We start from the raw sequence: 26,544 nt of genomic DNA on the forward strand, positions 1-26,544 counted from the left end.
AGAGCTGGTCAGGCGGGGACGATCATGTGCGACTCGGCCAACGTGCCGAGCGCTCGCGCATACTGCGCGGCAGTGTCGTCCCCGATACCCTGCGCCCGCAGTGCGGACCGGGCGTCGGCGTGTGAGGGAAGGGCTTCGACCACCGCGACGATCGTGCGGTTCTTCAGGAACGACAGCTTGCGCGTCCCGAAGTGGTAGAGCAGCGCCCCGAAAGGTTCGGGACGCAGCGCCACCTGCGGATGAAGCTTCCAGCCCACATCGAGATCGATGCCGGCGTTGCCGGCCACTGAAGCAGAAGCTGGAGCGGACATGATCAGTACACGCCGCACATGCCGTCGATCGAGACCTCTTCCACCAGGGATTCCTCGACCAAGTCGTTTTCCAGCACGTTGTTGTCGCGATCCGACATGATTTCCTCCTACTGTTCGGTGATACGGCGCGAGCCGGAGGGATGTTCCCCGTCATAGGAGACCGTTCCTGTGACTCGCCTCACCACTGTAATGGCATCGAGTGCAGAATGACAGATCGGGAGGGGACGAAAATTGAGAAGTCGTCGAAAACCATCCAGTCGGATAGGGCGACGCCCGTCCACAACGCAGGATCGGATCAGCACCGTCGGGATCGAACTGTTCACGGAACAGGGGTTCGACGCCACCAGCGTCGACGAAGTCGCCGAAGCGTCCGGCATCGCCCGGCGCACCCTCTTCCGCTACTTCCCGTCCAAGAACGCGATCCCGTGGGGAGACTTCGACGCACACCTCGCCGAAATGCGGGCCCAGCTCGCAGCGCAACCCGACGACATCCCGATCGTCGACGGACTCACCGCAGCACTCCTGCAGTTCAACGCGTTTCCCGCGAGCGAGGAAATCAACCACCGCAAACGCATGGGGCTGATCCTGCGAGTCCCCGCCCTGCAGGCGTACTCGGTGGTGATGTACGAAGGGTGGCGCAACGTCATAGCCGAGTACGTCGCGAGCCGGCTCGGAACCTCACCGACCGACCACGTTCCCCGGACAGTCGGCTATCTCCTACTCGGCGTTGCGATGTCGGCGTACGAGCAGTGGCTCGACGACGATTCGCTCGAACTGAACGAACTACTCGCCAGCGGAATGCAATCGCTCTACGATGGGCTGAGTTCCCTCGGCGAGCCCGACACCCGAACCTGACTCACTCCCGCCATCACCTCTCGGCAAGGTTGCCTCGAATGACTTCCACTCTCGACACGCCCCCTTTCGACTCCCTAGCACCGTGCGAATCCGGGCTGTGGTCACATGGTCACGTCACGGTCGAGCGGGTCGCAGCCGGGCCGCTCACACTCACCCGTGACGGCGACCAGTTGCGGGTGACGCACGCCCTGACACCCGAAGATCTGAGCGAACGACTCGTCGCCTCCGTCACCGCGTCCATCGAGGACGCCGACTTCGGTCAGGACGAATTCGAATCGACCATGGTCGGACTGGTCCGCTCCACCGTCGACGGCGCGCTCGAAGCGTGGACCGTCTACTACCGCAACTCCCTGAACGAACTGCTGGACGGCACCGCCGACTTCGCACCGATCCACGAGAAGGCGGAACAACTGGTCCGCGGTTCGGTTCTCGACCTCGGGTCGTGCTTCGGATTCCTTCCGCTCCGACTCGCCCGCGCCGGTCGGTCCGTCACGGCAACCGACATCCTGCCCGGCACCATGACCCTCCTCGACGCCGTGGCACCGGAACTCGGACTCGATCTGCGCACCCTCGTGTGCGACGCCGCGCACGTACCGGTTCCCGACAACAGCGCCGACACCGTCACCGCCATCCACCTCCTCGAACACGTGGACGAAAGCATCGGGGCCGCAGTGATATCCGAGGCCCTCCGCGTTGCCCGCGACAGGGTTGTCGTCGCCGTCCCCTACGAGGACGAGGCAACGGCCTGCCATGGACACATCCGCACCTTCGACACCCCGTCGCTCACGAAGCTCGGTGAATCGACGGGACGCCCCTTCGTGGTGTTCGAACACCACGGCGGATGGCTCGTCATCGACTGCTGACCACCTCATGACGCCCACAGATGCGCCGGGGTCGGGAGCGGCGGCGCGGTTGATCGGTAGTGGTGCCCGGTCGGGGTGCCGAGGTCGATGAGGTGGGTGCCGCCGGGGTTGTGCACGGGGCGGGCGGACCATCCGTCGCCTTCCTTCGCATAGTTGCAGGCTTCGCAGAGGCCGGACCCGTTGTCCGCCGTCGTGGCACCGGATTCTCGACGTGAGCGGATGTGGTCGTGGTGCCGGATCGGCGCATCGCACCACGGGGTGCGGCACGTGCGGTCCCGGAGGTCGATCAGCTTCCGCAGGCCCTTCGGGAACGTGCGCGACTGCGACTCCATCGCCGTCAACGCCCCCGACTGCGGGCACGAATACACCCGCCGCAGCGACGTCTCGGTGCCACGATCGACGGCCTCGGCCACCAGCTGCCGGGCAATCCCCGCCGGCACCGGCCCGAAGCCCTGCAACTGCGCGGTCTCGTGCCCACCGGCCAGCAAGGTCTCGTCCGAGAGCACCAGATTCACCGCCACCGGCACACCCGACGCCACCGATGCTCCGGTGCCGCGGTCGAACAACAGATCCACCATCAACTGATTGCGGGTCCGGCCGCCACTGTTCCCGGTGGCAATCAGACTGTCCGCATCCCGCCCCAACGTGGCCTGCAGACACACCGCCTGCTCGACCGGCATCAACACGCTCAAATAGGCCATCGAGTCCGGCGCCGGCCGCGTCGTCACCCGACGCTCGGACACCGCCTTGCGATGCCGCCGCACCACGGACGCGGCATCGAGTTCCACCGCCAACGCCTTCGCCCGCGCGATCAGCCCGCGGTCGCCGACGCCGACGAGAGTGGCCGGGTCCGAACACAACCGGCGGTCCACGATCGCCCGATCCGTGGCTGACAGGCACGCTGTTTCCCGCACCAACAACGTGGCGCGCCATTCGTTCAACCGGCCCGACCGCAACATCGCCAGGGTGTGCGGCATCTCGTGCACCAACGCCTGAGCGAATCCGAGATGCCGACCGCCACGGTTCGGGGATTCCCTGCGCGCCAACGCAATCTGCGAGGCGATGCCGCGGTCCCACTCCGCCCGCGGCAACCCCCGAGCCCTGCGGTCCGCACGAATACTCGTGGCGACGCCGTCGGCGATCACCGCCTGCACCGCACACCCGACCGACTTCAACGTCTCGATCGCATCGAGCCACTCGATCCCCAACCCCGCGTCCCCACCCGCCTCGGCACACCTCAGCCGCGCCGTGAACGCACGCAACTCATCCAGATCCGCTGCAATCGGAGCCCCCACAACCAACCTCCCCCAAGGTCGTTCGAAACTTTGTTCGATTCTAGCAACCGAACGCGACCACAGCAATAGAAAGCTCCGACAGGTCCGTCGCGATTACACGCGTTCGACCAGCTCCCCCGACACTGGAGCCGACTGTTTGTCACGCGGCCTGGATGAAGTCAGCGGCGTGGTGACCACGGCCGCCAATGGCCATCGGCCGGCGGTTGCACCGGCCGAGCGCGCAATTCCGTCACGTCCGCCACCGACAGCGTCGTCGTTCCGTGGCGACTCCAGTCCGGCGGTGAGCGCCTCCGCGTACTCGGCCAACTCGCGCAGGACGTACTCCGCGTCCTCCTCGCAGGCGTCGCAGCCACATGCCGGTAGCGCGAAGTCCTGCCATGCTCCCGCCCTCAGGTACAGGCCGGGGAACGAGGTGAAGGTGATCGTCAGCGGGGCCTGATCCCGCTGTGCCGGAGTGATCGTCACCAATTCGAAGGTCACCACCGTCCGCGACCTCGACGGCACACCGCACGGCTAACGAAATCTGAGGACGCAGCGACAAAATCACCATGCGGACCCGATCGTCAGGAGCGGGCCGCCGGACCCGAAGGAGTATCCGATGACCCACAGGATCCGCAGGTTCCTCGCCGGAGCGGCCGCGTCGTCCGCCCTTGCCGCCGCGGTGGTCGCGGTTGCCGCCGCTCCCGCGCAGGCCGAACCTTCGGCCGACTGTCACGCCGGCACCACGCCCACATCGGGCACCTCGCACTGCACGGCTCAGGGCGTGCCCGATGGCATGACTGCGGTCCACATCGGGACCGTCGAGTGCTTCGGCCTGACGCCTCGAGCGATTCCGGGACCCGGGGGTGTCTCGCACATTCCGTGGATTCAGGGCTATCGCCGCGATGGCCTGTGGGTGCCGACGGGGACACCGTCGACCGGATCGTGCGTCGGCGGAATCGGCGCCCCGTGGTGGGAGGTCGGCGTCTCGACGGGCGCCTTCACTACGTGCGGACTGCAGGAGGGGATCGTCACCTACGTCAGCGTCGGCTGCAATCCGATCCGTCCCCAGTAGGGCACACGGGCCGTCAGCGATCACGGAATGCGGTCGGCGAGGATCTGCTCGCGCAGTACGTCGGCGTGACCGGCATGCTGGGCGAGTTCACGCAGTACCTGCAGGTACAGGGCCCACACGGTGCGCTCGCCCCGGCCGTCGACCTTGTCGTCGAGAGCCAGACCGGCCATCGTCCGCCGGGATGCGTCACAGCGTTCGGCGTGGGCGTCGAGCACGGATGCGATGGTGTCGGAACGGGTGAGGGTGAACGACTGGTCGGGGGTCCTCGCGATGCCGATCTCCCGGTACGAGCGACCGGTCACCGCCTGGTCGAACCACACGCCCTCGACGTAGGTGACGTGTTTGACCAATCCGAGCAGCGTCGTCTTCGAGCGCACCAGACGCAGGCGCGCCTGCTCGTCGTCCAGACCGTCGAGACTGCCGCGCAGAGCGGCCCGGTACTCGTCGAGTAGTTCGTCCAACCGGCCACGGAGATCGTCAGTCCACCCCATGCCCGGCATGGTAATCGCCCCCACGCGGCCGACATATCACATCTGCTGTGGTGGGGAGACGACGACCGCGATGAGTTTCGCGCCCGCATGCTGTCTGTACTGGATGAGAGGTGCTGTGGCGAAGACAGTCCCGGCTCGAATTTCACCCGCCCGGCTCGACAGGAAGACGCCTGGAAGAGGAGCGCACCCATGATCATCGTCGCAGGACACATCACCGTCGCACCGCAGCAGCGCGAGTCCTATCTCGCAGGCTGCGTGAGGGTCGTCGAACAGGCACGCGGCGCCGCGGGGTGTCTCGACTTCGCCATCTCCGCCGACCTGGTCGACCCCGGTCGCATCAACGTCTTCGAGCGCTGGGAGTCGCAAGCGGCGGTCGACACTTTCCGCGGCAGCGGCCCGAGCGACGAGCAAGGCGCGGACATGCTGTCGGCGTCGGTAGCCGAGTACGACGTCGCCGGCGTGCGGGCCCTGTTCGGGGAAGACACAGCGTGAATGCGCGGTACGGCACGGCCCCCGGTGGTCGAAAATGTAGCCATGGCAGGGGACGCGAACGAGATCGTTCTGAGCAAGCAGGAACTTCGTGAGGTCACCGCGTTTGCTGCGCGGTGTGCGGAGGTGGTCCTCGAGATATTCGAGGACGATCAGCCGCACGACTCGCGGCCCCGAGACGCGATCACAGCTGCGTGGGAATTCGCGCGGGGTGGAGAACGCGGGAAGTCTCTGCGCGACACGGCGTGGGCGGCGCTCGCGGCAGCCAAGGGAACGAACACTGCGGCTGCGCGCGAGGCAGCGTGGGCAGCGATGTCTGCGGCAGGCGCCGCCTATCTGCATCCGTTGGCCAAGGCCACCCAGGTGAAACATATTCTCGGAGCAGGCGCCCACGCGGCCAGAGCCGCCGAGCTCGTCGCCGGTGACGATCGGACCGTCGGTGCCGGGCACGTCGAGCGAGCGGTGCTTCGTGCGACACCGGTCGTCGTCGATGTGCTCGAACGCTTTCCACCGGCACCGGGTGGCGGTGGACGGGTCGGTGAGTTGATCCGCATGCTGGACACCGACCTGCGGCGCCGTCCGTCGACCCAGCCGCCCTCTGCCGCTACGAATTCGTGAGGTCGCGCCGACGGAACAGCACCACTCCGATGGCACCGACGACGACGGCGATCACCGCGAGCCAGGCCAGCGGAGTGGCCGTCACGTCCACGGCGGGAACAGGCGGGACGTGTGTGAACGGCGACAGATCGCGGACCGCCTGAGGCAGCCCGAGCAGTGATCCGAGGAAACCGAAGATCAGGCAGACCGCGAGCGCACCCCAGGAGAGCCCGGCCGACCAGGCGGGGATGCCGCCGAACGCCAACACCGCCAATGCCGCGACCACACTGATCGCCGGTACGAAGACGAGGGCGGCCCCCGTGAGGTGCACGACCTTCCCCGGCGCGTCCTCGGTCACCAGACCGTACGCGAGCCCGGTCGCCGCCCCGGTCAGCGTCTGCAGGACCACGATGCCGACGGTGACCAGGCCGACGTGCGCCAGCATCCACCGCGGACGCGAGACCGCTGTCGCGAGAACGGGTTCGAGTCGCCCGGCCGACTCCTCACCGCGCATCCGCAGCAATGCCTGCACGGCGTAGCCTGCGACCGCGATCGCCATCATGCCGAAGATGGCGGCGAAGTAGGCGTCGACCATGTTCGTCGTGCCGCCGCCGAGCTGTTCCATCATGTCGGCCACCTGCTCGCCCTCGCCGAGGAAGTCGTCGATCTGGTCTGCGATCGCGCCGTACACCACGGCGAGGACGGCGATTCCGAATGCCCACCAGAACAGGATCGTCCGTTGTATCCGCCACGCCGATCCGACCGCCGTCGGCAGCGACGGGGAGGCGCGGGCGGGGCCCGGTCGGGTCGGCACGAGCCCCGAGCCGATATCGCGGTGCTCGGTAAGAGCGAAGGCGACCGAGCCGACCGCGAGTGCGAACACCGCGGGCAGCGCCAGAACCCACCAGGCGTTGTCGTCGTACGGACGGACCTGCTCGGCCCAGCCGATCGGCGACACCCACGTCGGCCAGCCGCTCACCACCCGCGTGCCGTTGTTCGTCACCGTGCCCGTCATGTCTCCCACCGCACGCAACAGGAATGCCACGCCCAGGGCGGCCCCGGCCAGTCCGTTGGCGGTGCGGGCACTGTCCGTCACCTGCGCCGTCACCGCGGCGATCGCCGCGAACGCGATACCGGCACCGGCGACGGCCGCGCCGAGCGCCACCGACCCGTCCAGTGGCAGACCCGCCGCCACCAGCACGACGACGTTGAGCAGTCCGAGAGCGAGGTTCGCACCGACCGCCACCGCCAGGGCAGCGGTGAGCAGTGCCTTCCGGCCCACCACGGCGGCCTCGACGAGTTCGGCGCGGCCGGTCTCCTCGTTCTGGCGGGTGTGCCGCACGACCAGCAGGGTGGTCATCAGGCCGGCGGCCAGCGACAGAGGCATGACGATCTGACAGGCGAGCACGGCGCCGGCGCTGTACCCCGACACGAGACCGTTGGTGGCCAGCGCGACCGGCGACGCCGCAGTGGCCATCGCGAAACTGCGCAGGTCGGGCTCCGTGGGATACAGGCCGAGCACGCTCGACGCCGAGAACGCCTGCAGCGCGGCGAGAGCGAGCAGCCACACCGGCAACTGGATGCGGTCGCGGCGCAGGGCGAGCCGCACGAGCCGGGCGGTTCCTGCACACTGGCCGCGGCCCGCCGGCGCCGGCGCCGTCACCGTGCTCACGGCGTCCGCGTCCCCGACTCGGCCCGCCGATGGTTCTCGCCCTCTCTGGCCAGTTCGTCCCCGTAGTGCCGGAGGAACAACTCTTCCAGCGTCGGGGGTGTCGACGTCAGCGACGTGATCCCGAACGTCAGCAGGTGGCGCAGCACCCCGTCGATCGCGCTGGTGTCCACCTCGCACCGGGTGTGCAGGCCGTCGACTCGCACGTCGTACACCCCGTCGACGGCCTCGAGCCCGGTCACCGGCCGCTGCGTGTCGGCGGTGATCGACGTGCGCGTGAGGTGACGCAGTTCCGCGAGGGTGCCGGTCTCCACGGTTCGGCCCTCGCGGATGATGCTCACCCGATCGCACAGCGCCTCGACCTCCGCGAGGATGTGACTCGACAGCAGGACCGTCTTCCCCGCGTCGGACATTTCCTCGACGCAGTCCTGGAACACCGACTCCATCAACGGATCCAGCCCCGACGTGGGTTCGTCGAGCACGTACAGTTCGACGTCCGATGCGAACGCGGCCACCAGCGCGACCTTCTGCCGGTTGCCCTTCGAGTACGTGCGCGCCTTCTTCGTCGGATCGAGTTCGAATCGCTCGAGGAGTTCCGCGCGCCGCGGCTCGTCCAGCCCGCCGCGCAACCCCGCGAGGAGGTCGATCGCCTCTCCGCCGGTGAGGTTGGGCCACAGGTTCACGTCACCGGGAACGTAGGCGAGCCGCCGGTGCAACGACACGGAGTCGCGCCACGGGTCGCCGCCCAGGAGAGTGGCATTGCCCGAGTCCGCGCGCAGCAGGCCGAGCAGCACCCGGATGGTTGTCGACTTGCCGGACCCGTTGGGGCCGAGGAATCCGTGCACCTCCCCCGTCCCCACCTCGAGGTCGAGGCCGTCGAGTGCGCGGGTCGGCCCGAACGTCTTGACGAGATTCTCCACCGAGATCGCAGCCATGATGGGGACGCTACGCCGGTTCGCGGGTGGTCACGACGGGTTCCGCTGCCACCGCCGCGACCAGGCCGGATCAGATCAGACCGAGTTTGCCCGCCTCGTACACGGCCTCCGCACGGCGGCCGACGTCCAGTTTGCGCATGATGTTGCTGACGTGAAATTTCACCGTCGTAGCCGAGATGAACAGCCGCTCGCCGATTTTCGCATTCGACAGACCCTTGGCGAGGAGCTGCAGGACCTCGAGTTCACGCTCGGTGAGCCCGTCCCGCGGCGTCGTCTGCCCGTTGAGCGAGCGGATCACCGCCGACGCGCTGCGTGAATCGAATGCGCTCTCGCCGCGGGACACCGCGCGGATGGCGCGTACCAGTTCGGTGGTGTCGACGTCCTTGACCACGTATCCGCGGGCGCCGGCGTGGATGGCGCGGACAACGAGTTGCTCGTCGAGGAACGTCGTGAGCACGAGCAGCCCCATCGTGCCGTCCGCGGCGGACAGCTGGGCGCACAGTGCCAGCCCCTCGTAATCGGAGGCCGCCGACAGCTTCAGGTCCATCAGCACGACGTCCGGCGCGACGTCTCCGACGACGGCCAGCGCCTCCTGCATGGAGGACGCCTCCCCGACGACCTCGAGATCCGGCTCCCGTTCGAGGACCGATCGCAGTCCCTGACGGAGAATCGCGTGGTCGTCGACGAGCACGAGCTTCACCACCGAGGTGGGGCGAGCGGACCCGGTCTGGTCACGCACCGCGGTTCGTATGGTCATCGGTCCACCTCACTGTCGGAATGTAACGGGATCCGGGCAGCAACCCGGACTCCGCCGATCCTGGCCCGCGCCACTTCGAGGGTGCCGCCCAATTCGGCTGCCCGGGCCTGCATGTTCGCCAACCCGCGGTGGTGCCCGTCGAGGTCGTTGTTCGCCGCCATCCGCAGCATCAGTCGCATCCGCTTGGGGTCTCCGTCTCCGTCGTCGGCGACGGAGAGCAGCACCGAATCGGCCGAATACGTGAGTCGGAGGACGGCGCGCGTCGCGTGGGCGTGGACGGCCGCGTTGAACAGCGCCTCGCCGGCGATCCTCAGCAGCGCGTGTTCCCGGTCGCTGGACAGCTCGGCGGGGGTGCCGCCGACGCGGACGGTGACCGCGAGCTCGTCAGGCATGTGCACGACCCCGAGTTGTTCGAGCATCTCGGGCAGGGACGTCCGGTCGGAACCCCCGGAGTGGTTGAGCGCGTAGATGGCCGAGCGCAACTGCTCCACGGCGCGGCGCGTCAACTCCTTGGCAAGGTCGAGCCTCTCGCTGCGCTCGTCATCCGGGACACCGCTCCGGCACACCTCGATCTGCATGCCCGCCGACAGCACCGCCTGCGTGACACTGTCGTGGAGTTCGCGGGCGATCCGGTGCCGTTCCTCGTCGAGCACCTGGTGCCGGTGCGCCGCCCCGAGTTGACGCTGGGTGGATTCGAGTTCGGCGTTGCGCACCGCGAGATCGGAGGCGTTACGACGCGCCTCCGAGTACGCGTGCTCGGCCCGCTCGAGCAGCAGCTGGCCCCGCTGGTAGAGCGCCGAATTCTGCAGGGCCACGGCGGTCTGACTCGCGAGGATGCTGAGGACCGCGCCGTCGGTGGTGTCGAGTGTGCGGTGCTCGGTCGTCCAGGCCGCGAAGGCCCCCACGACGCCACCTTCGAGGACGATCGGCACGAAAGCGTGGTGCGCGTCGATGACGGGGGCGCCCCCGGTGCGCGCGGACCGGATGTCGGCCAGACACGTCACGACCTCGTCCGGCAGCGGCGGGCCCTCGACGTTGTCGACGAGGAACGGCGTCGCGTCCGGCCCCAGGACCAGGCGGCGCGGGCCGGCGTCGGGCAGCATGCCGTCGGCGAGGGCGAACGCGATCCATCGCGCGTCCAGATGCGCCCGGGCCGCCTCGGCGACCGCGCAGATGAGGGTTTCGGGGCCCTCCACGGTGCGGACGAGGGCCCGCGAAATGAGTTCCAACGCGTGGACGACACGTTCGAGACGTTCTGCGGCGCCGCGATATTGGGGGTAGAACGTCGGCTTGCCGGACCGCAGTCCGGTGAGCGTCGACAGGTCCGGGGCGTTCATGCGCTCACAGCGCAGTCCGGAACAGCGCCACCATCTGCTCCTGGGTGGCCGTGCGCGGGTTGGTGGACATGCAGGCGTCGCGGAGCGCGAACTCGGCCAGCCGTGTCAGGTCGGCTTCGCGAACTCCCAGCTGCCCCAGACCTTTCGGCACTCCGACCTCGAGGGCGAGGCGTTCCACCCGGTCCGCGACCGCGAGAGCGGCCTCCTCGGGTGTTCCGCGACGCTCCTCGAGACCGAGCGCCGCGGCGATGGCGACGAACGGGGTGGCGTCGTCGGTGGCGTTGAATCGGATGACGTGCGGGAGCAGGATGCCGTTGATGACACCGTGCGGCAGGTCGAGCAGTCCCCCGACCTGATGGCTCATCGCATGCGCGGCACCGAGGATCGCATTGGTGAACGCGAGGCCGGCTTCGAGACTCGCCTGCGCCATGACGGCGCGCGACTCCATCTCCATCGGCTCCTCGATGGTGCGGACCAGGGTGTCGGTGACCAGCCCGACCGCGCGGAGCGCATGGTGGTCGGTGAGCGGGTTGTGCGCCAGCGACACGAACGCCTCGATGCCGTGAGTGAGGGCGTCCAGGCCGGTCGCGGCATTGAGCCAATCCGGCATGGTGGTCAGCAGCCGGGGATCGATCACGGTCACGTCCGGCACGAGCGCGCGGCCGATGATGGTGATCTTGGTGCCCCGCCGCGTGTCCGTGACGATGCAGAACTGCGACACGTCGGCGCCCGTCCCCGACGTGGACGGCACCATCACCAGCGGCGGGATCGGACTGGTCGCCTGGTCGACTCCCTCGTAGTCGAGGATGTTGCCCCCGTTCGCGGCGAGCACCGCGATGCCCTTCGTCGCGTCGATGACGGAGCCTCCGCCCAGGGCGACGAGGACATCGCACTCGCCCTCGCGGTACGCGTCGTGCCCGGCCGCGATCTCGTGGTCCTTGGGGTTGGGCGTCAACGCGCTCCACACGACGGGGGTGAGGCCCTGCTCGCGCAGCTGATCCTGAAGTTCGGCCGCCCAGCCGGCGTCGATCAGACCCGGATCGGTGACGAGCATCGGCCTCGATCCGCCGAGGCGGAGTACCGCGTGCGCGGCCTCGACCATGGACCCGATACCGAACACGATCTCGGGTGCATGGAATTTCACCAGCCTGCCCGGGGCGGTGGTGCGGGTGGACGGATAGGACACGGACAAGTCGACACTCCTCCCGACACCTGCGTGCATGTGATCCAGATTACAAGACTCTGATCTAGACCCTACGGTCCGGGACGAGCCCCCACACCCGCCGAAGGACAGGTGCGGTACCTACCCGATCGGGTAGGTAGCAGGGATCTCACCGCAACGCGTGCCCCAGTTCGGCGGCGCGGGACATCAGCTGCGCGGCGTCCCGCGCGACGACGACACGGTCGCAGATGTCCGCGTACTCCGGCATCGCGCAGGACGCCTGGTTCCAGTACCGCTCGGGTTCCGGGGTGATCCACGCCAGCCGGTGCACCTTGCGACGCAGTTCGGCGAACTCGTCGACACCTGGCGGCAAGCCGTTGCACCGCCCGTCGCCGACGACGACCACCGAGGTCCGGGAGTTCACATCGGTGCCGAACTCGGTCAGCACGTCGGCGAACACCCGGCCGTAGTCGCTGCTCGCCTCCAGGTCGATGCGCGGGTCGGCGAGCACCGACGCGAGCGCGTCGTCGTCGGTCCCGGCGAGGAGGGTGTCCGTGACGTCGACGGGCCGGTCCACGAACGCCAGGACCTGGCAGCGGCTCGCTCGACGGTGCATGGCCTGCGCCAGCCGGAGGGTGAAGGCGGTGACGGGTCGTACCGACAGCGACACGTCCGCGAGGATCAGCACCCGCACCCGGTCCGGGCGGGGCGCCTTCACCATGAGGTGGAAGGGTATGCCCTCGGTCCGAAGGCTCGCGCGCACGGTCCGTCGCATGTCCAGCCGGCCCCGCGCGAGTTCGCGCGGCCGGGGGCGCGAAGGCCCGCGCATCCGCCGAAGCACCTCGTAGCACGCCTGATTCACTTCGGCGCGGGTCGTGGCCGCCACCGTGCCGCTCGTGGTCTTCGGTCCTTTTTCGGGTCCGGCGGTCAGGTCCCGGGCGTCCGCCAGCGCGCCGACGAAGGCCTCGACCGCCTCCGCCAGCCGGTTCAACTGGGCCGCGGTGAGTGGTTCGGCCCCATCGGAATCGGCGTAGACCGTGCTCGGGTCGTAGGCGTCGAGCCACGCGAGGATCGATTCCGGGTCGTCCCAGGACAACGATCCGACGACGGCACCGCTCGTCGACGACGCCAGGTCACCGACGGCGGTGCTCGCCGCCCGCTCGACCTCCACCGTGTAGGTGACACCGCGTCGTCCGGATTCGGCTTCCGAATCGACGGACAGATCCGCGTCGCTCGACGTCATGCTGACATCGTCGTCGTCCTTGTGGGGGTTGAAACCCTTCTGCGCCTCGGGGGTGTCGAAGTGGTCGCCCACTTCGGCGGCGCGCTCGTTGTATTCGGCGTACCGTGCCGTCTCCGCGTTGTCCGCGACCTCCAGCGCGGTGGGCAGGCCTTCCGCGAACTCGGTCCGGGACGGTGCACGCGCGTCGTCGGGTGCCGCGACGGCGATCGATGCGAAGAACACGTCGAAGGCGTGGTCGAAACCCGCCTGCTCGTACGTGTACTTCGCGCACACCGCACGCAGCGACGCCCTCAGTGTGGGCAGGTCGCGGCCGCCGATCAGGCCGAACACCCGGCGGACCTCGATGACCTCGGCCGGGGACGCGGCGACGCCGTAGCGGCGCAACAGCTTTCCGAAGGTCGCCGCGAGCACGTCGAGGAGTTGCGCGGGCAGGGACGGGGAGGGGTCGGGCTGCGGGCGGAGCATCGTCAGCGCCTGCCCTGCCGACCCGCGCCGATGCCGCCGCGGTCGCGACCACCGTGCCCGCGGAACACCGCGGTGGTGGTGTTGGCCGGCCGCGATGCGACCGTCACCCGCTCCACAGGCCCGGCCGGAGCGGTTTCGCCGTCGTCCGCCGGGAACGGCTGTTCGCCGGAGAGCCGGGTGCGGACCAGTTCGACGTCGCTGGTGTATTTGAGCAGGGCGGTGAGCAGGATGTCACGGACCGCGGCCTGCGAACTCACGGCCACCCCCGTCGATTTCAGGACCACCGCCGCACGGGCCGCGTCGATGACCTCCGCGATGGACGGACTCTTGCGGAGCGGCAACTGCCGCAACGTGCGAGCCAGATCCACCACGTCCGCCGCGACGGCCTCCTCGACCTCGGGGGCCTTGGCCGTCACGATGTCGCGCTCACGCTGTGGTGTCGGGTAGCCGAGGTGGTAGTGCAGGCAACGACGCTTGAGTGCGGGTGACAGTTCGCGAGTGTCGTTGGACGTCAGGATCACCCACGGCGCCGACCGCGCGGTGAACGTCCCCACTTCGGGGATGGTGACTTGCCCCTCCGCGAGAACTTCGAGGAGCAACGCCTCCATCGACTCCTCGGTGCGGTCCACCTCGTCGACGAGCAGCACCACCGGTTCCGGCGACAGGATCGCCTCGAGCAGCGGACGGACCGACAGGAACTTCTCGGAGTACAACCCGAAATCCTGCGCGGCCAGGAACTGCGACGCCTCGGCGACGTCGTCGAACGCGGCCATCTTCTCGCCGATGCGGTCGCGCAACATCTGCACGTGCAGAAGCTGTTTCGCGTAGTCCCACTCGTACAGGGCCCGGTTGTCGTCGAGACCTTCGTAGCACTGCAGCCGAACGAGCTTCCGTCCCGAGGCCTCGGCCAGCGACTTCGCCAGCTCCGTCTTGCCGACACCGGCAGGCCCCTCCAGCAACAGCGGACGTTCGAGGGCGGTCGCCAGGTGGACGACCACCGCGAACTCGTCGTCGGCGATGTAGTCGACCTCGCGCAACGCCTCCTTCAGTTCCGCGCCGTCGGCGAAGCGGATGTCCACCGGTTCGGGGGCTGTGTGCGGTGCAGTCATGATCGGGGCGTCCGTCCTTCGTCAGCGGTGTGGTGGTGGGAACGCATCCGGGGCGGGGCCGGGCTGGGGTGTGGCTCCCGCCCCGGACGCGAGTTTCGGTGGGTCGGTCAGTACGCGCTGTTGATCGCGTGATCGACCACGGGGAGCATCGACTCGACCGTCACCTCGCGCGGGTTGCCCGGTGTGCACCAGTCGCCCTGGATGTGCTCGGAGATGGCCCGCACGGTCTTCTCGTCGCCCCGGATGGTGTCACCGCGACCCTCGTACTTCTTGGTGTTCATCTGGTTCTTGTCGTACGAGTCGGTGCGCACCTGACCGAAGTTGTCCGGAATGCCGACGTCCTTCGCCAGGCGGATGGCCGCCTCGACCGCCGCGTCCGCGGCCTGCACCGTGGTGAGGTTGCGGGTGTCGACCCCCAGCGCTCCGGCCAGCTGGGCGTAGCGCTCGTACCGCGACGGCAGGTTGTACTCCCAGACGCGGGGCAGGGCGATGGCGTTGTTCAGGCCGTGGTGGCTGTCGAAGAACGCGCTGACCGCGTGCGAGATGGAGTGCACGATGCCGAGGCCACCGGAGTTGAATGCCTGGCCGGCGATGTACTGCGCGTTCATCATTCCCTCGCGGGCCTTCAGGTTGCGCGGCTCGAACACGGCCTCCCGCAGGTTCTTCGCGACCAGTTCCACCGAGTACAGCGCGTTGCCGAGCGACGGCGCGAAGTCGAGACGCGACACGTACGGCTCACTGCCGTGCGCGAGGACGTCGAATCCGCAGTACGCCGTGAAGTGCTGGGGGCAGGTGTAGTACAGCAGCGGGTCGTCGATGGCGAGGGTCACGATGGTCGCCTCGTCGAATCCCACCCACTTGTGCGGGTTGTTCATGTCCGACGTGTCGGTGATGACGTACGCCCACGACGTCTCCGAACCCGTACCGGCCGTGGTGGATACGGCGATGTGGGGCGGGTTCTCCTTGTTGGTGGACTTCGCGAATCCCTCGAACTCGTTGATGTTGCGGCCGTCGTGCGCGACCACCACACGGGCGCCCTTGGCGGCGTCGTGGCTCGAGCCGCCGCCGACGGAGATGATCGAGTCGCACTTCTCCTTCTGGTAGAGCGCGGCTGCCTCCATGACGTTGTAGTCCTTGGGGTTGGACTCGACCTTGTCGTAGAGCACGACCTCGACGCCCTGGTACTCGATCTTGCCGACCAGTTCCTCGATGATGCCCGAGCCGCGCAGGCCCGTGGTCATGAGCAGGGTCCGCTTGAATCCGAGGTTCTTCGCCTCGACGCCGATGATGTCGTGGGCGCCCACTCCCATCAGTGCCCGCGGGAACGGGTGGAATTCCTTGATGGGGAAGTCCCAGATCTGGTTGAGCTCGATGGCCATGGCCGTCTCCTCGATTAGTCGATGTCGGATCTGAAGCGTTGTGGAAGGGGACGCAATTGATGTGATCGGCGTCTCACCTGGAACCCACAGTGACCTAGTTCGGGCCCCGGTTACAGGCCTGCGGGGCGGAACCGTCCGACCGCGGCGCACAAACTGCCCGAACGGGCAGGTACGGCCGGGCCGAGCCGGAGGGGGCGGCACTCGATAGGCTGTTCCCTTCATGCGGAGTCCACCCGCTAGGCAAAAACTAGAACCTGTTCTATATTTGGAGCAGGCAAGCGAGCGTTCCGGCGCTGCGGAGTACGGAAGGACTGCACACACGATGACGACTGTCGAGGTGCCGCACAGCTCACGATCGGTGGTGCTCACCGTGTCGGGCGTGGTCGAGGAAACCCCCGACTCCCTGTCACTGGTCTTCGACGTTCCGGCAGATCTCGCCGACAAGTTCGCCTACAAGCCGGGCCAGTTCCTCACCCTGCGCATCCCCAGCGACCGCACGGGATCGGTCGCCCGGTGCTACTCGCTGGCCAGCTCACCGTTCACCGACGACGCCCCCAAGGTGACCGTCAAGCGGACCGCCGAGGGCTACGGGTCCAACTGGCTCTGCGACAACGTCGCCGTCGGCGACACCCTCGAGGTCCTCCCCCCGTCGGGTGTGTTCACCCCCAAGTCACTGGACCACGACTTCCTGCTGTTCGCGGCAGGCAGCGGCATCACCCCGGTGATCTCGATCCTCAAGTCCGCGCTCACCGAGGGTTCCGGCAAGGTCGTGCTCTTCTACGCCAACCGCGACGAGAAGTCGGTCATCTTCGCCGAGGAACTCCGCACACTCGCGAGCCGGTACCCGTCACGGCTCGTGTCCATCCACTGGCTAGAGACGGTCCAGGGACTGCCCGGCGTCGATCAGCTCGCCTCCGCCGTCGCGCCCTACCTCGGGCACGAAGCGTTCATGTGCGGACCGGCGCCGTTCATGGACACCATCCACAAGGCCCTTGCCGACGCCGGGATGCCGCGCAGCCAGGTGCACGCCGAAGTGTTCAACTCCCTGGCCGGCGACCCGTTCCGTGACGCCGACGTCGTGGAGGTCACCGAGGACGAGGCCGCCGACGCCGCCACCGTGGAGGTGGAACTCGACGGCGAGATCCACAACCTCAGCTGGCCCCGCAAGCAGACCCTCGTCGACATCATGCTGGCCAAGGGAATCGACGTGCCCTACTCCTGCCAGGAGGGCGAGTGCGGGTCCTGTGCGTGCACCGTGCTCGAGGGCAAGGTCGAGATGGAGAACAGCGAAATCCTCGACCCCGAGGACATCGAGAGCGGCTACATCCTGGGTTGCCAGGCCCGGCCGGTCACCGATCACCTCAAGATCGAATTCTGACGCCGCTCACCCGAGCCGGCCGAAGCCGACGACGGCGGAGTCGCTCGTCCAGTCCACGGTGTGGACGCGGATACGGCCGAACTCGTTGCCGCCGACCGTCGTAGCGGTGTCCCCGTCGACGGCGACGACGACGTTGGTGTGCTGGCCGACCCAGCTGCTGTTGTCGTAGAGCACCACGTCCCCGACGGTCGGGCGATATCCGCCACCGACGTCCTCGAACCGCGACTGCGACTCGTAGTACTCCTGCAACGTGTAGACCCCGGGAATCCGCCAGTGCCCGGAATTCGGATTCGACAGTGGCCGGCCGGCTTCCCGCATGATCCAGCTGACGAAGTCCGCGCACCAGGGCTCTTCGACCCCTTCGGAGTAGAAGGTGCCCGGCCGCTGCCTGTCGTGTTCGGCCTCGAGCAACCCGACGATCCGTGCCTGCTGCGGCGACAACGCGGTCGTGTCGACGGCCGGGAATTGCGCGGTGTCCCAGGGCAGGTAGCGGTCCGGCGCCAGCCACAACACGCCTCCCGCCACGACGACCATCGCAGCGACGACGGCGCCGAGAATCACCCCGGCACGTCGGCGGCGGCGAGTGGGCGCGGGAGCAGTCATGCCACCGAATGTAGCGGGTGCCCGGTCACCGTATCGCGCGGTAGCCCGCGCGCTCCTCGGCGGTCAGATGCTCGCACGCGTACGTCAGCGCGGTGCGGCCCATCGCCGCGGCGTGCCGGTCGAGGAAACCGGTGAGCAGGTCGCGGTCGACCCGCTTACCGACCTCGCGCAGCATCCAGCCCGTCGCCTTCTGCGTGAGGTCGCGGCGATCACCGAGAACACGCTCTGCGACCTCCAGCGTCGTGGAGGCGTCACCCCGGCGGATGAAACCGAACGTACTGAGCAGCGCCACGCGGCGCCGCCAGAGGTCGTCGTCCGCGGCCAGCGCGAACACCGGGTCCCGCGGCCGGTCGTACAGCCACGCGCCCAGGATCCGGTCGGCGGACGAATCCACCAGATCCCAGTTGTTCACCCGCCCCCGCAGCACCAGGTCGACGTAGAAGGACGCGATCTTCTCGCGCAGGGCGTCGTCGCCTGCCTTCGCCGCCCGGTCGAACTGCGTCGCGAGCACCAGCAGCCCCGCCAGTCGATGCTCGTGCACCGGACTGTCGAGGAGCACCGTCACCTCCGGAAGGTCCAGATCGGCGTGAGCACGAACCACGCTGCGCGTCCCGGGAACCCGCACACCGATGAAGACGTCGCCCTCCCCGTATTCCCCCGGACCGGTCTTGAAGAACCGTGCCAGATTGACGGCGTCTGCCTCGTCCGACAACTCGTCGAGTGCGCGCTTCACGTCGTCCGCGGTGGAAGTCACGAAGGCACTGTCCCACAGGTGACCGACAGTCGCCGCGACAGTGCGGGCGAAGATCACGAAACATACTCTGACCTGCGGTTTGCGTTATCCGACTGCAATGATCCAGGTATTGATCGGTCGGTCAATCAGGCGTGTACTCGAGGTGGACACAATCCATTTTCGAGGAGGCTGGACATGAGATCGTGGAGTCGTATGCAAGATGTGGTGGCGATCGTGATCGGAGCCTTCGCGGCGCTCTCGCCGTTGTGGCTCGACACCAACAACGCCGCGATGTGGTCACTCATCGTGCTCGGTGTACTCGTGGCCCTCTCCGGTCTCGTCCATATGAGCCGCCCGGAGATGACTGTGGCCGAGTACGCGATGGCCGTCTTCGGAGTGCTGTTGTTCCTCTCCCCGTGGGTGATGAACTTCGACGCATTCACGGGCGCGTCGTGGACCGCATGGGTCGTCGGTGTCCTGGCAGTCGTCGTGGCTGTCACCGGGTTGCCGATGATGAGTTCCCGGATGCACGGACACGGAGGGCTGGCGACACATCACTGATCCGTCGACCACAGCACCGAGAACATCGATTGGGGCGGGGCACAGGCTTACGGCCTGTGCCCCGCCGTTCACGTCCGGAAAGGCCCATGCCAACACCCCATCTCGGTAAGCACGGTGGCCCCCAACCGCGGAAAGGCCGGCGGCGGCGCAGCGCGAAGATCGACGGCGACGCCCGGGAACTGATTCTCGACGCTGCCGAATCCCTCATCGCCGTACACGGATTCGATGCCACGTCCACCGCATCGATCGCCGCTGCCGCGCACGTCCCGAAAGGACTGGTGTTCTACTACTTCCCCTCCAAGACCGACATCCTTCTGGCGCTGCTGTCCGAAAGGCTGCCGACCGAACCCTTCGGCGACGTGGGCCCCCTGGTGACCCCGGGTGACCCCGCCGCCAGCCTCGTCAACCTCGACAACGCGCTGAATCTGCGCGACCACCACTCATCGGTGATGCGCGTGATCATCTGGCGCGAGGCCGAGACCCACCCGGACGTCCGTGCGCACCTGCGACGGTTCCGCGACTACCTCAGCGACATCACCGAGCGTCTCCTGCAGGCCAGTTCGCCCTACCCCGTGCAACCCGGAACTCTCCGGGCCTGCGCGACGGCGTGGGTGGCCGCGATGTTCTCCGTGGCCGGCAGCGACCGCCTCCACGACCTCGACGACCTGCCGCGACGGCACGGCGAGGAACTCGGCAACGTCGCACGCGTCGTGGCGGCCGGGATGGTTCAGCTCGGCTGAGAACGCCCCGCCGCCAACAGCTGACCGGCGGGGAACGCCTCGGCGCTCGCGGGCAGCCGCCCGGGCCTGCCGCTGAGGAAGACCTCGACGGTGCCCTCCCCCGCGCTCGGGCGGTTCAACGCATCGATGCGACGGAGAGTCTGCGTCGCCACCGCCTCTGCGCTGTCGAACAACCGCACCCCGGCGGGGAGCTGCGCCGCGATCTCGTCGGCCATCAACGGATAGTGCGTGCAGCCCAGCACCACCCCGCCCACATCGTCGGGTGTGCGCTCCACGGCCGAGGCGATGGCAGCGAAGGCCGCGTCCCGCTCGCCGCGGTCGATCGCCTCGGCGAGGCCGTGGCACGCGACACCCACGACGGAACTGCCGTTTCCGAACTTCGCGATCAGATCCGCCTGATACCGGCTCGCCGTCGTTGCCGCGGTCGCCCAGACGGCCACCGACTCACACGCGGCAGCCGCCGGTTTGATCGCCGGAACCGTGCCGACGACAGGAACTGCCGGTCCGACGAACTCCCGGACGTGGTCGAGCGCGGTGACGCTCGCCGTGTTGCACGGCAGCACGATCACCTCGGCTCCGCGGTCGAGGCAGCGCTGCGCGGTCGCGAGAACGCGGTCGATCACCCACTGCTCCGGCTTGGGACCCCACGGAGCCCCGTCCGGATCCAGAGCGAGGATCAGATCCAGGTCGGGTCGCAACTTGCGCAGCCACGCCGACGTCGGCAGCATGCCGAGACCCGAGTCGATGAGCGCAACAATCACCCGGAGAATCTATCGCGCCCCCGCCCGGCCGCCTACGCCGACGCGGCCTCGAGGACCTCGCCGATCGGAGTTCCCGCCGCGATCTTGCCCCGCATCTTCATGACGCCCCCCGCCATTCCACCGCCGACGACACCGGCCAGGATGCCGTCCCGCTCGTAGTAGGCGAGGAACTTGCGGCCGTCGTCCTTGATCACGTGCACCTCGTCGGTGGCCGCCACCGTGCCCAGTGCCTGGATCTTGATGTCGTACTGGTCGCTCCAGAAGTACGGCACCTGAGCGGCGGCGTTCTCGTCGCCGGTCCCGGTCATCGCCCCGGCGAGGATCTTGGCCTGCTCACCGGCATTGCTCCAGTGCTCGACGCGTTTGCGACCGCCCACCCGCAGCTGCCACGCGGCCACGTCGCCGACCGCCCACACGTGCGGGACCGCCGTGCGTCCGACGCCGTCGCACACCACACCGTTGTCCAGTTCGACGCCGGAGCCGTCGAGCCACGCGGTGACCGGCACCGAACCGACACCGATCGCCACGACGTCGACCTCCACCTCGGTTCCGTCGCCGAGGACGGCTCCGGTGACCCGGTCGGTGCCCACCAGCGACGTGAGCCCGACACCGGCCCGCAGGTCGACCCCCTCGCCGGTGTGCAGCCGGGCGACGAGTCCGCCGATCTTCTCGCCGAGCACGGACGCGAGCGGCGTCGGCTGCGGCTCCACCAGCACCACGTCGAGACCACCGGCCCGCATGCTCGCCGCCAGCTCGCAGCCTATGAACCCCGCCCCGACGATCAGTGCGCGCTTGCCCTCGGCGAGGTCCGCGCGCAACGCCAGGCTCTCGTCGATGGAACGGAGAACGTGGACGCCCGCGAGGTCCGGGAGACCCGGTATCCGCCGGGGTACGAGGCCGGTGGCGATCACCAGTTCGTCGTAGCCGAGTTCGCTGCCGTCGGCGAGTCTCAGGATGCGGGATCCGGTGTCCACCGCGACCGCCTCGACACCCAGACGCAACTGGATGTTCTTCTCGTCGAAGAACTCGCGCGGCTTGAGCGTGGTGTCGCTCGTCTCCCCGCGCATCACTTCCTTCGACAGCGGTGGACGGTCGTAGGGAAGGTGCGGTTCACCGCCGAGAAGAACCAGGTCACCCTCGTATCCGGCCCGCCGGAGCTCCTCGGCGGTGCGCAGACCTGCCAGGCCCGCTCCGACGATCACAATTCTCTGCACTGTCCCCGTACCCGCCCAATCTGCCCCTGCGACGGACATGACCGCCATCACATCTCTGGCACAAGTCATATCAAACGCGCTCCGCGCCCGTGAGTACTTGTCAACCGCGGGCGGTTAATAAGTACTCACGGGTCAGAGGTCGGCGATGGCCTCGAGGGGCCGGGTGCGGGCGGCGCGGCTCGCCGGCCACAGCGCTGCGAGCACACCGACCACACCGGATCCGAGGAGCATCGCGATCACCTGTCCCCACGGCACCGTCACCTGGTCGAGACCCTGGTCCTTCAGGGTGCTCACGAAGCCCCACCCGAATGCGATGCCGAGCAGCACGCCGACGGCCGCACCGAACACCGCGATGAGCATCGACTCCAGGTAGATCGTGCGACGCATCTGCGACCGCTGCATTCCGACCGCGCGGAGCATGCCGATCTCCCGCCTGCGCTCGACCACCGACAGCGCGAGCGTGTTGATGATGCCGAGGATCGCGATCACGACGGCGAGTGCGAGGAGTCCGTAGAGGATCGCGAGAAGAGTGTCGATCTGCTGCCCCTGGGTTCCCTTGAACTGTTCCCGGTCCTGCACCTGAACCACGACGAACTGCTTGGTCGCGGATTCGAGGTCGGCGCGCAGCTGCGTCAGATCCGCACCCGGTTTCGCGTCGATGAGGACAGCCAGATCGGGAATGGTCGCGGCGGGCATCACCTGGCGGTACACGTCGTCCGAGACGAGCCAGTCGCCGACCAGCTGGTTGTCCTCGAAGACGCCTGTCACCTCGGCGTCGACGACCTTCCCGTCGGCGCTCGTCATCGGGACGGTCGTCCCCAGCGTCCAGCCCTTCTGCGCGGCCGTCGTCTGGGACACGACGAGGTGGTTGCCCGTCAGATCGGCGCCGCCCTCGACGAGCTTGTAGTCGAGGACGCCCTCGAGCGGGCCGTCCAGCGACGCGCCCTGCTCCTGCTCGTCGTCGACCTTCACGGACACCGGATGCAGGGCGGCGGCACTCTGGACGTCGTCGAGGTTGCGCACGGCCCTCGCCGCGCCGCTGGGCACACCGATCTGGTTGGGTCCGGTGAGTACGTAGTCGGCGGACACCCCCGAGTCGACAAGCTGGTTGACGCTGGCCTTCGCGGACGCGCCGAACACGCCGATGACGGACACGAGCATCAGACCCAGTGTCAGCGCGAACGCGGTGGCGGCCGTGCGGCGCGGATTCCGCACGGCGTTGGTGCGGGCCAGGCGCCCGACCGGGCCGAACGGCTTGGCCAGCACCGCTCCGAGGGCCCCGACGATCGGGCGGGACAACGCCGGGGCGGCGAACAGCACGGCGAGGATCAGACCGAGCGCTCCGGCACCGACGACGGCGGCCGCGCCACCACCCGTGCCCCGCGAACCGATCACGAGTCCCACGACACCGAGGACACCGAGGACGGCACCGGCGATGGTGCGCGCGTGCAGTGAGTCACCGGTGGACGCGAATTCCTCCCGCATCGCCGCGACCGGCGGCACCTTGGACGCGCGCCGGGCGGGTGCGTACGCGCTGACGGTCGTCACGAGCACCCCGACCACGAGGGCGATGAGAATCGTGCGCGGCCCCACCTGCAGGGGACCTTCGGGCAAACCGACGTCGAACGCGTTCAGCAGTGCCCGCAGACCGTAGGCCAGGCCGACGCCGGCGGCGATCCCGATCGCGCTGCCGATCACGCCGACCACGAGGGCCTCGAAGACCACGGAACGACCCACCTGCTTGCGGCTGGCGCCGATCGCGCGGAGCAGCGCCAGTTCGCGCAGACGCTGGGCCACGATCATCGAGAACGTGTTGTAGATGATGAACGTGCCGACGAGCAGGGCGATCGCACCGAATGCGAGGAGGAAGTAGTTGATGAAGCTCAGCGCCTCGGTCACCTGCGCCTTGGTCTCCTCGCGCACCTCGTCGCCGGTCTGGACCTTCGCGTCGGGAAGGGCCGCGGCGATCTCGTCGCGCAGTTCGGTCTGGGACACACCCGTCCCGGCGACGTCGATGTACTCGACGTGCTTGCCGTCGGTGAACAGTTCGCGGGCCTGCGAGTCGACGAACGTCGCGCCGATGAATCCACCGGTCTCGTTGCCGGTGTCATAGATGCCGGAGACGGTGACGTCGACCATGCCGCGAGCGGGCACGAGAACCTTGGTGGTGTCGCCGACCGCCAGTTGCGCGCGTTCGGCGGCGCTGGCGTTGACGGCCATCTGGCCCACCTGAGCCGGCGGGCCGCCCTGGACGTACTCGTCGGGTTCACCGAGCGCCTGGCCCGGCGGCAGGTACGACTCGCCGATGCTCGGCGCACCACCCGTCTGGACGGCGGCGCCGTCGGAGTCGATAAGGACGATCTGCCCGCTGACGGCAGGTGCCACCGCGCGCACTCCGTCCAGCGCGGTGATGGTGTCGAGGTCGGCGAGGGGCACCCCGCTGGAGTTGCGCTCCTCGCTCGACACCCGGACGTCGACCCCTTGCGCGGTGTTCTCGAAGATCGAGTCGAACGTCTTCTGGAGTGTGTCGGTGAAGACGAAGGAGCCGGCGACGAACGCGGTGCCGAGCACCACGGACAGCACCGTCAGCGCCAGCCGGACCTTATGTGCCGCCAGGTTGCGCAGCGACACCTTGCGCATCGGGGCGCTGGATGTGGACGCCATGCGGTCAGACCGCCGCGTCGGACGCGAGGGCGTGAGCGGGCTCGTCGAGTCGCTTCATGGTGTCGAGGACCGAATCGGCCGTCGGGTCACGCAGTTCGTCGACGATCTTGCCGTCGGCGAGGAAGACCACCCGGTCGGCGTAGGCCGCCGCCCGGGGATCGTGCGTGACGATGACGACGGTCTGGTGGAACTCGTCCACCGCGGCCCGCAGGATCGACAGCACCTCGCCGGAGGACTTGGAGTCGAGGTTGCCGGTGGGCTCGTCGCCGAAGATGATCTCCGGCTGCCCGGCCAAAGCGCGCGCGCACGCGACGCGCTGCTGCTGACCACCGGACAACTCGCCCGGGCGGTGCTCGAGACGGTCCCGCAGTCCGAGCTTGGTGAGCACGTTCTCGAGCCATGCGGCGTCCGGCTTGCGGCCCGCGATGTCCAGCGGAAGGGTGATGTTCTCCAGTGCCGTCAGCGTCGGCACCAGGTTGAACGCCTGGAACACGAAGCCGATCCGGTCGCGTCGCAGCTGCGTCATCTGCTTGTCCGTCAGCGTCGTCAACTCGGTGTCGCCGATGAGGACCGAACCCGAACTGGCCGCGTCGAGACCGGCCAGGCAGTGCATCAGCGTCGACTTACCGGAACCGGACGGTCCCATGATCGCGGTGAACTCACCACGGGCGAACTCCGCGGATACCGCGCTGAGCGCGTGGACCTGGGTGTCGCCGGTGCCGTACGTCTTGGACAGCTCGACAGCACGGGCAGCGACAGCGGGGGCATGCGTGCTCATGATCGCCTTTCGTATTCCTCTTGTGGCGGTCCGGCCCCGTGGTGACGGGCCGGGACGGTGCACGCGCGGCGCACTCCTCCATCTTGTCGACACCCGCTGCGGCCCGCCATCAGGGACCACCCTGATCTTCGGTCGCCGCGGCCGTGATCTCGGACACGGAGACCCCCGCGGAAAAGCCCACAACGGAAGTACCGACCTGGGAGAATTCCGGTATCGCCGGTGCGAAGGAGAGCCTCATGGCCATCGAATCCCCCAAACCTCGGGCCGGATCGCGGTTCCTCGACGCGTTCCTGCAATCACCGTTCGCCGGCCTGGCGCCGTGGATCGTGATGTCGCTGCTGTCCGGCCCCGGGCGGTTCGAGGAATCGGTCGCCACCGCACTCGGGTTGTCGATCCTGTTCCTGTTCCTCAGCCACCGCCGCGACGGAACCCTCAAACCCCTCGAAGTGTTCGACATCCTCTACTTCGGGTGCCTCGCCGCGATCGGACTGTTCGCGTCCGACGACCTGATCACCTGGCTGGAGAAGTGGTCGGGCGAGATGTCGAGCCTGGCGCTGGTCGCGTTCGCGTTCGGCTCGCTGCTACTGCGCAATCCGTTCACCCTGCCGTACGCGAAAGAAACCACACCCGAGGAGTATTGGAACTCGCCGCTGTTCCTCAAGGTCAATCAGCTCATCACGCTGGTGTGGGGGCTGTCCTTCACGGTGTCGGCGGCGGCCGGACTGTATGGCGACCTCGTCCTCGACCAACCGGACAATTTCTGGACGGGCTGGATCATCCCGATCGGGGCGTTGCTGTTCGCACTGTCCTTCACCGAGTGGTATCCGGACGTGGCGAGCGCGCAGGCGCCGCGGGAGCCCGGGGAACAGGAAGAGGTGGCACCACCCCTCGTCAAACTGTTCGACTTCCTGCCGCCGTTCGTGATCGGCGTGGGGATCGCGATGCTCGTCACCGACAACGACCCCGACTGGCTGGGCATCACCCTGATCGTGGTCGGCGCCATCGGCACCGCCGCGCTGCGACGCGCGGACGCACAGAGCCGAAGCAGTTCGGCCGCGTGAGGCAAAACGTCACTGATCGGATCACCGGCTACTAGCCTGA

At 68.2% G+C, this 26,544-nt stretch carries 28 protein-coding genes; 9 read left to right on the top strand and 19 right to left on the bottom strand.

Annotated features, from left to right (window positions below):
- Window positions 1-8 precede the first annotated feature (8 nt).
- Together mftB and mftA are read right to left on the bottom strand one after the other, a co-directional pair.
- Entirely contained in the window at window positions 9-311 is a 303-nt protein-coding gene (gene mftB, locus ACNJ7E_RS43120) for a mycofactocin biosynthesis chaperone MftB (RefSeq protein WP_080578158.1), read from the bottom strand.
- A 2-nt stretch (window positions 312-313) separates the two neighbouring features.
- Window positions 314-409, bottom strand: coding sequence for a mycofactocin precursor MftA (mftA, locus tag ACNJ7E_RS43125; protein WP_005573048.1), 96 nt, complete (start codon window positions 407-409; stop codon window positions 314-316).
- Window positions 410-542: 133 nt separating this feature from the next.
- Between mftA and mftR the strand changes: the two genes are divergently transcribed.
- Together mftR and mftM are read left to right on the top strand one after the other, a co-directional pair.
- Window positions 543-1,166 (top strand): mycofactocin system transcriptional regulator MftR, encoded by a 624-nt coding sequence (gene mftR, locus ACNJ7E_RS43130; protein ID WP_005239471.1) that lies wholly within the window; start codon window positions 543-545, stop codon window positions 1,164-1,166.
- 38 nt (window positions 1,167-1,204) lie between these two features.
- The gene (mftM, locus tag ACNJ7E_RS43135) at window positions 1,205-2,029 is read left to right on the top strand and encodes a mycofactocin oligosaccharide methyltransferase MftM (protein WP_280783583.1); all 825 of its coding nucleotides are present in this window, start codon (window positions 1,205-1,207) and stop codon (window positions 2,027-2,029) included.
- A 5-nt stretch (window positions 2,030-2,034) separates the two neighbouring features.
- Here mftM and ACNJ7E_RS43140 read toward each other — a convergent pair whose 3' ends face one another.
- Window positions 2,035-3,324, bottom strand: a complete 1,290-nt coding sequence (locus tag ACNJ7E_RS43140) for an HNH endonuclease (protein ID WP_418342650.1) — start codon at window positions 3,322-3,324, stop codon at window positions 2,035-2,037.
- A 93-nt stretch (window positions 3,325-3,417) separates the two neighbouring features.
- The gene (locus ACNJ7E_RS43145) at window positions 3,418-3,807 is read right to left on the bottom strand and encodes a DUF6226 family protein (protein ID WP_418342651.1); all 390 of its coding nucleotides are present in this window, start codon (window positions 3,805-3,807) and stop codon (window positions 3,418-3,420) included.
- A 115-nt stretch (window positions 3,808-3,922) separates the two neighbouring features.
- Here ACNJ7E_RS43145 and ACNJ7E_RS43150 point away from each other — a divergent pair, with 115 nt between their 5' ends.
- Complete coding sequence (locus tag ACNJ7E_RS43150) at window positions 3,923-4,378, top strand: hypothetical protein (protein WP_317569188.1); 456 nt, start codon at window positions 3,923-3,925, stop codon at window positions 4,376-4,378.
- A 20-nt stretch (window positions 4,379-4,398) separates the two neighbouring features.
- Here ACNJ7E_RS43150 and ACNJ7E_RS43155 read toward each other — a convergent pair whose 3' ends face one another.
- Window positions 4,399-4,869, bottom strand: a complete 471-nt coding sequence (locus ACNJ7E_RS43155; RefSeq protein ID WP_418342652.1) for a DinB family protein — start codon at window positions 4,867-4,869, stop codon at window positions 4,399-4,401.
- A gap of 189 nt (window positions 4,870-5,058) precedes the next feature.
- On the opposite strand from ACNJ7E_RS43155, the gene ACNJ7E_RS43160 reads away from it, so the two are divergent.
- Entirely contained in the window at window positions 5,059-5,361 is a 303-nt protein-coding gene (locus ACNJ7E_RS43160; protein ID WP_280783579.1) for a putative quinol monooxygenase, read from the top strand.
- 42 nt (window positions 5,362-5,403) lie between these two features.
- Window positions 5,404-5,976 carry a putative immunity protein gene (locus tag ACNJ7E_RS43165; protein ID WP_418342653.1) on the top strand — a complete coding sequence of 191 codons (573 nt, stop codon included), beginning with the start codon at window positions 5,404-5,406 and terminating at the stop codon, window positions 5,974-5,976.
- Here ACNJ7E_RS43165 and ACNJ7E_RS43170 read toward each other — a convergent pair.
- The 8 genes from ACNJ7E_RS43170 to mdo all read right to left on the bottom strand — a co-directional run bounded on the left by ACNJ7E_RS43170 (window position 5,963) and on the right by mdo (window position 16,011).
- Complete coding sequence (locus ACNJ7E_RS43170) at window positions 5,963-7,627, bottom strand: ABC transporter permease (RefSeq protein ID WP_418342654.1); 1,665 nt, start codon at window positions 7,625-7,627, stop codon at window positions 5,963-5,965. The genes ACNJ7E_RS43165 and ACNJ7E_RS43170 overlap by 14 nt on opposite strands.
- Window positions 7,624-8,559, bottom strand: a complete 936-nt coding sequence (locus ACNJ7E_RS43175; RefSeq protein ID WP_280783576.1) for an ABC transporter ATP-binding protein — start codon at window positions 8,557-8,559, stop codon at window positions 7,624-7,626. The genes ACNJ7E_RS43170 and ACNJ7E_RS43175 overlap by 4 nt, the downstream gene beginning before the upstream one ends.
- 70 nt (window positions 8,560-8,629) lie before the next feature.
- On the bottom strand, window positions 8,630-9,316 hold the full coding sequence (locus tag ACNJ7E_RS43180; protein ID WP_105412707.1) for a MadR family response regulator transcription factor: 687 nt from the start codon (window positions 9,314-9,316) through the stop codon (window positions 8,630-8,632).
- The gene (locus ACNJ7E_RS43185) at window positions 9,313-10,653 is read right to left on the bottom strand and encodes a MadS family sensor histidine kinase (RefSeq protein ID WP_418342655.1); all 1,341 of its coding nucleotides are present in this window, start codon (window positions 10,651-10,653) and stop codon (window positions 9,313-9,315) included. The genes ACNJ7E_RS43180 and ACNJ7E_RS43185 overlap by 4 nt, the downstream gene beginning before the upstream one ends.
- Window positions 10,654-10,657: 4 nt before the next feature.
- Window positions 10,658-11,845: an iron-containing alcohol dehydrogenase gene (locus ACNJ7E_RS43190; protein ID WP_348539663.1), complete on the bottom strand. Its 1,188-nt coding sequence runs from the start codon at window positions 11,843-11,845 to the stop codon at window positions 10,658-10,660.
- A 139-nt stretch (window positions 11,846-11,984) separates the two neighbouring features.
- Window positions 11,985-13,523 carry a MadC family VWA domain-containing protein gene (gene madC, locus ACNJ7E_RS43195; RefSeq protein WP_418342656.1) on the bottom strand — a complete coding sequence of 513 codons (1,539 nt, stop codon included), beginning with the start codon at window positions 13,521-13,523 and terminating at the stop codon, window positions 11,985-11,987.
- 2 nt (window positions 13,524-13,525) lie between these two features.
- Window positions 13,526-14,632, bottom strand: a complete 1,107-nt coding sequence (locus ACNJ7E_RS43200; RefSeq protein ID WP_280783572.1) for a MadB family AAA-type ATPase — start codon at window positions 14,630-14,632, stop codon at window positions 13,526-13,528.
- 107 nt (window positions 14,633-14,739) lie between these two features.
- The gene (mdo, locus tag ACNJ7E_RS43205) at window positions 14,740-16,011 is read right to left on the bottom strand and encodes an NDMA-dependent methanol dehydrogenase (RefSeq protein WP_005239439.1); all 1,272 of its coding nucleotides are present in this window, start codon (window positions 16,009-16,011) and stop codon (window positions 14,740-14,742) included.
- A 322-nt stretch (window positions 16,012-16,333) separates the two neighbouring features.
- Here mdo and ACNJ7E_RS43210 point away from each other — a divergent pair, with 322 nt between their 5' ends.
- Complete coding sequence (locus tag ACNJ7E_RS43210; RefSeq protein ID WP_105412712.1) at window positions 16,334-17,389, top strand: ferredoxin--NADP reductase; 1,056 nt, start codon at window positions 16,334-16,336, stop codon at window positions 17,387-17,389.
- Between the two features lie 6 nt (window positions 17,390-17,395).
- Here ACNJ7E_RS43210 and ACNJ7E_RS43215 read toward each other — a convergent pair whose 3' ends face one another.
- On the bottom strand, window positions 17,396-17,992 hold the full coding sequence (locus ACNJ7E_RS43215) for a CHAP domain-containing protein (protein WP_418342657.1): 597 nt from the start codon (window positions 17,990-17,992) through the stop codon (window positions 17,396-17,398).
- A gap of 25 nt (window positions 17,993-18,017) precedes the next feature.
- Complete coding sequence (locus tag ACNJ7E_RS43220; protein WP_418342658.1) at window positions 18,018-18,746, bottom strand: DNA alkylation repair protein; 729 nt, start codon at window positions 18,744-18,746, stop codon at window positions 18,018-18,020.
- Between the two features lie 174 nt (window positions 18,747-18,920).
- Between ACNJ7E_RS43220 and ACNJ7E_RS43225 the strand changes: the two genes are divergently transcribed.
- Together ACNJ7E_RS43225 and ACNJ7E_RS43230 are read left to right on the top strand one after the other, a co-directional pair.
- Window positions 18,921-19,286, top strand: a complete 366-nt coding sequence (locus ACNJ7E_RS43225; protein ID WP_025432213.1) for an SPW repeat domain-containing protein — start codon at window positions 18,921-18,923, stop codon at window positions 19,284-19,286.
- Between the two features lie 86 nt (window positions 19,287-19,372).
- Complete coding sequence (locus tag ACNJ7E_RS43230) at window positions 19,373-20,026, top strand: TetR/AcrR family transcriptional regulator (RefSeq protein WP_418342659.1); 654 nt, start codon at window positions 19,373-19,375, stop codon at window positions 20,024-20,026.
- On the opposite strand, the gene ACNJ7E_RS43235 is transcribed toward ACNJ7E_RS43230, so the two are convergent.
- From ACNJ7E_RS43235 to ACNJ7E_RS43250, 4 genes are all read right to left on the bottom strand, one after another.
- Complete coding sequence (locus tag ACNJ7E_RS43235; RefSeq protein WP_283332930.1) at window positions 20,014-20,787, bottom strand: glutamate racemase; 774 nt, start codon at window positions 20,785-20,787, stop codon at window positions 20,014-20,016. The two genes, ACNJ7E_RS43230 and ACNJ7E_RS43235, sit on opposite strands and share 13 nt — an antisense overlap.
- A gap of 32 nt (window positions 20,788-20,819) precedes the next feature.
- A complete protein-coding gene (locus ACNJ7E_RS43240; RefSeq protein WP_280783604.1) occupies window positions 20,820-22,049 on the bottom strand; it encodes an NAD(P)/FAD-dependent oxidoreductase in 1,230 nt (409 codons plus the stop codon).
- A gap of 84 nt (window positions 22,050-22,133) precedes the next feature.
- A complete protein-coding gene (locus ACNJ7E_RS43245) occupies window positions 22,134-24,665 on the bottom strand; it encodes an ABC transporter permease (protein ID WP_418342660.1) in 2,532 nt (843 codons plus the stop codon).
- Window positions 24,666-24,669: 4 nt separating this feature from the next.
- On the bottom strand, window positions 24,670-25,443 hold the full coding sequence (locus tag ACNJ7E_RS43250; RefSeq protein WP_280783564.1) for an ABC transporter ATP-binding protein: 774 nt from the start codon (window positions 25,441-25,443) through the stop codon (window positions 24,670-24,672).
- A 143-nt stretch (window positions 25,444-25,586) separates the two neighbouring features.
- Between ACNJ7E_RS43250 and ACNJ7E_RS43255 the strand changes: the two genes are divergently transcribed.
- Window positions 25,587-26,504, top strand: a complete 918-nt coding sequence (locus ACNJ7E_RS43255) for a DUF3159 domain-containing protein (protein WP_418342661.1) — start codon at window positions 25,587-25,589, stop codon at window positions 26,502-26,504.
- Window positions 26,505-26,544 lie beyond the last annotated feature (40 nt).

Origin of the sequence: Rhodococcus mengyinensis, assembly GCF_048381435.1 — a bacterium.
Classification (GTDB): Bacteria; Actinomycetota; Actinomycetes; order Mycobacteriales; family Mycobacteriaceae; genus Rhodococcus_F; species Rhodococcus_F opacus_D.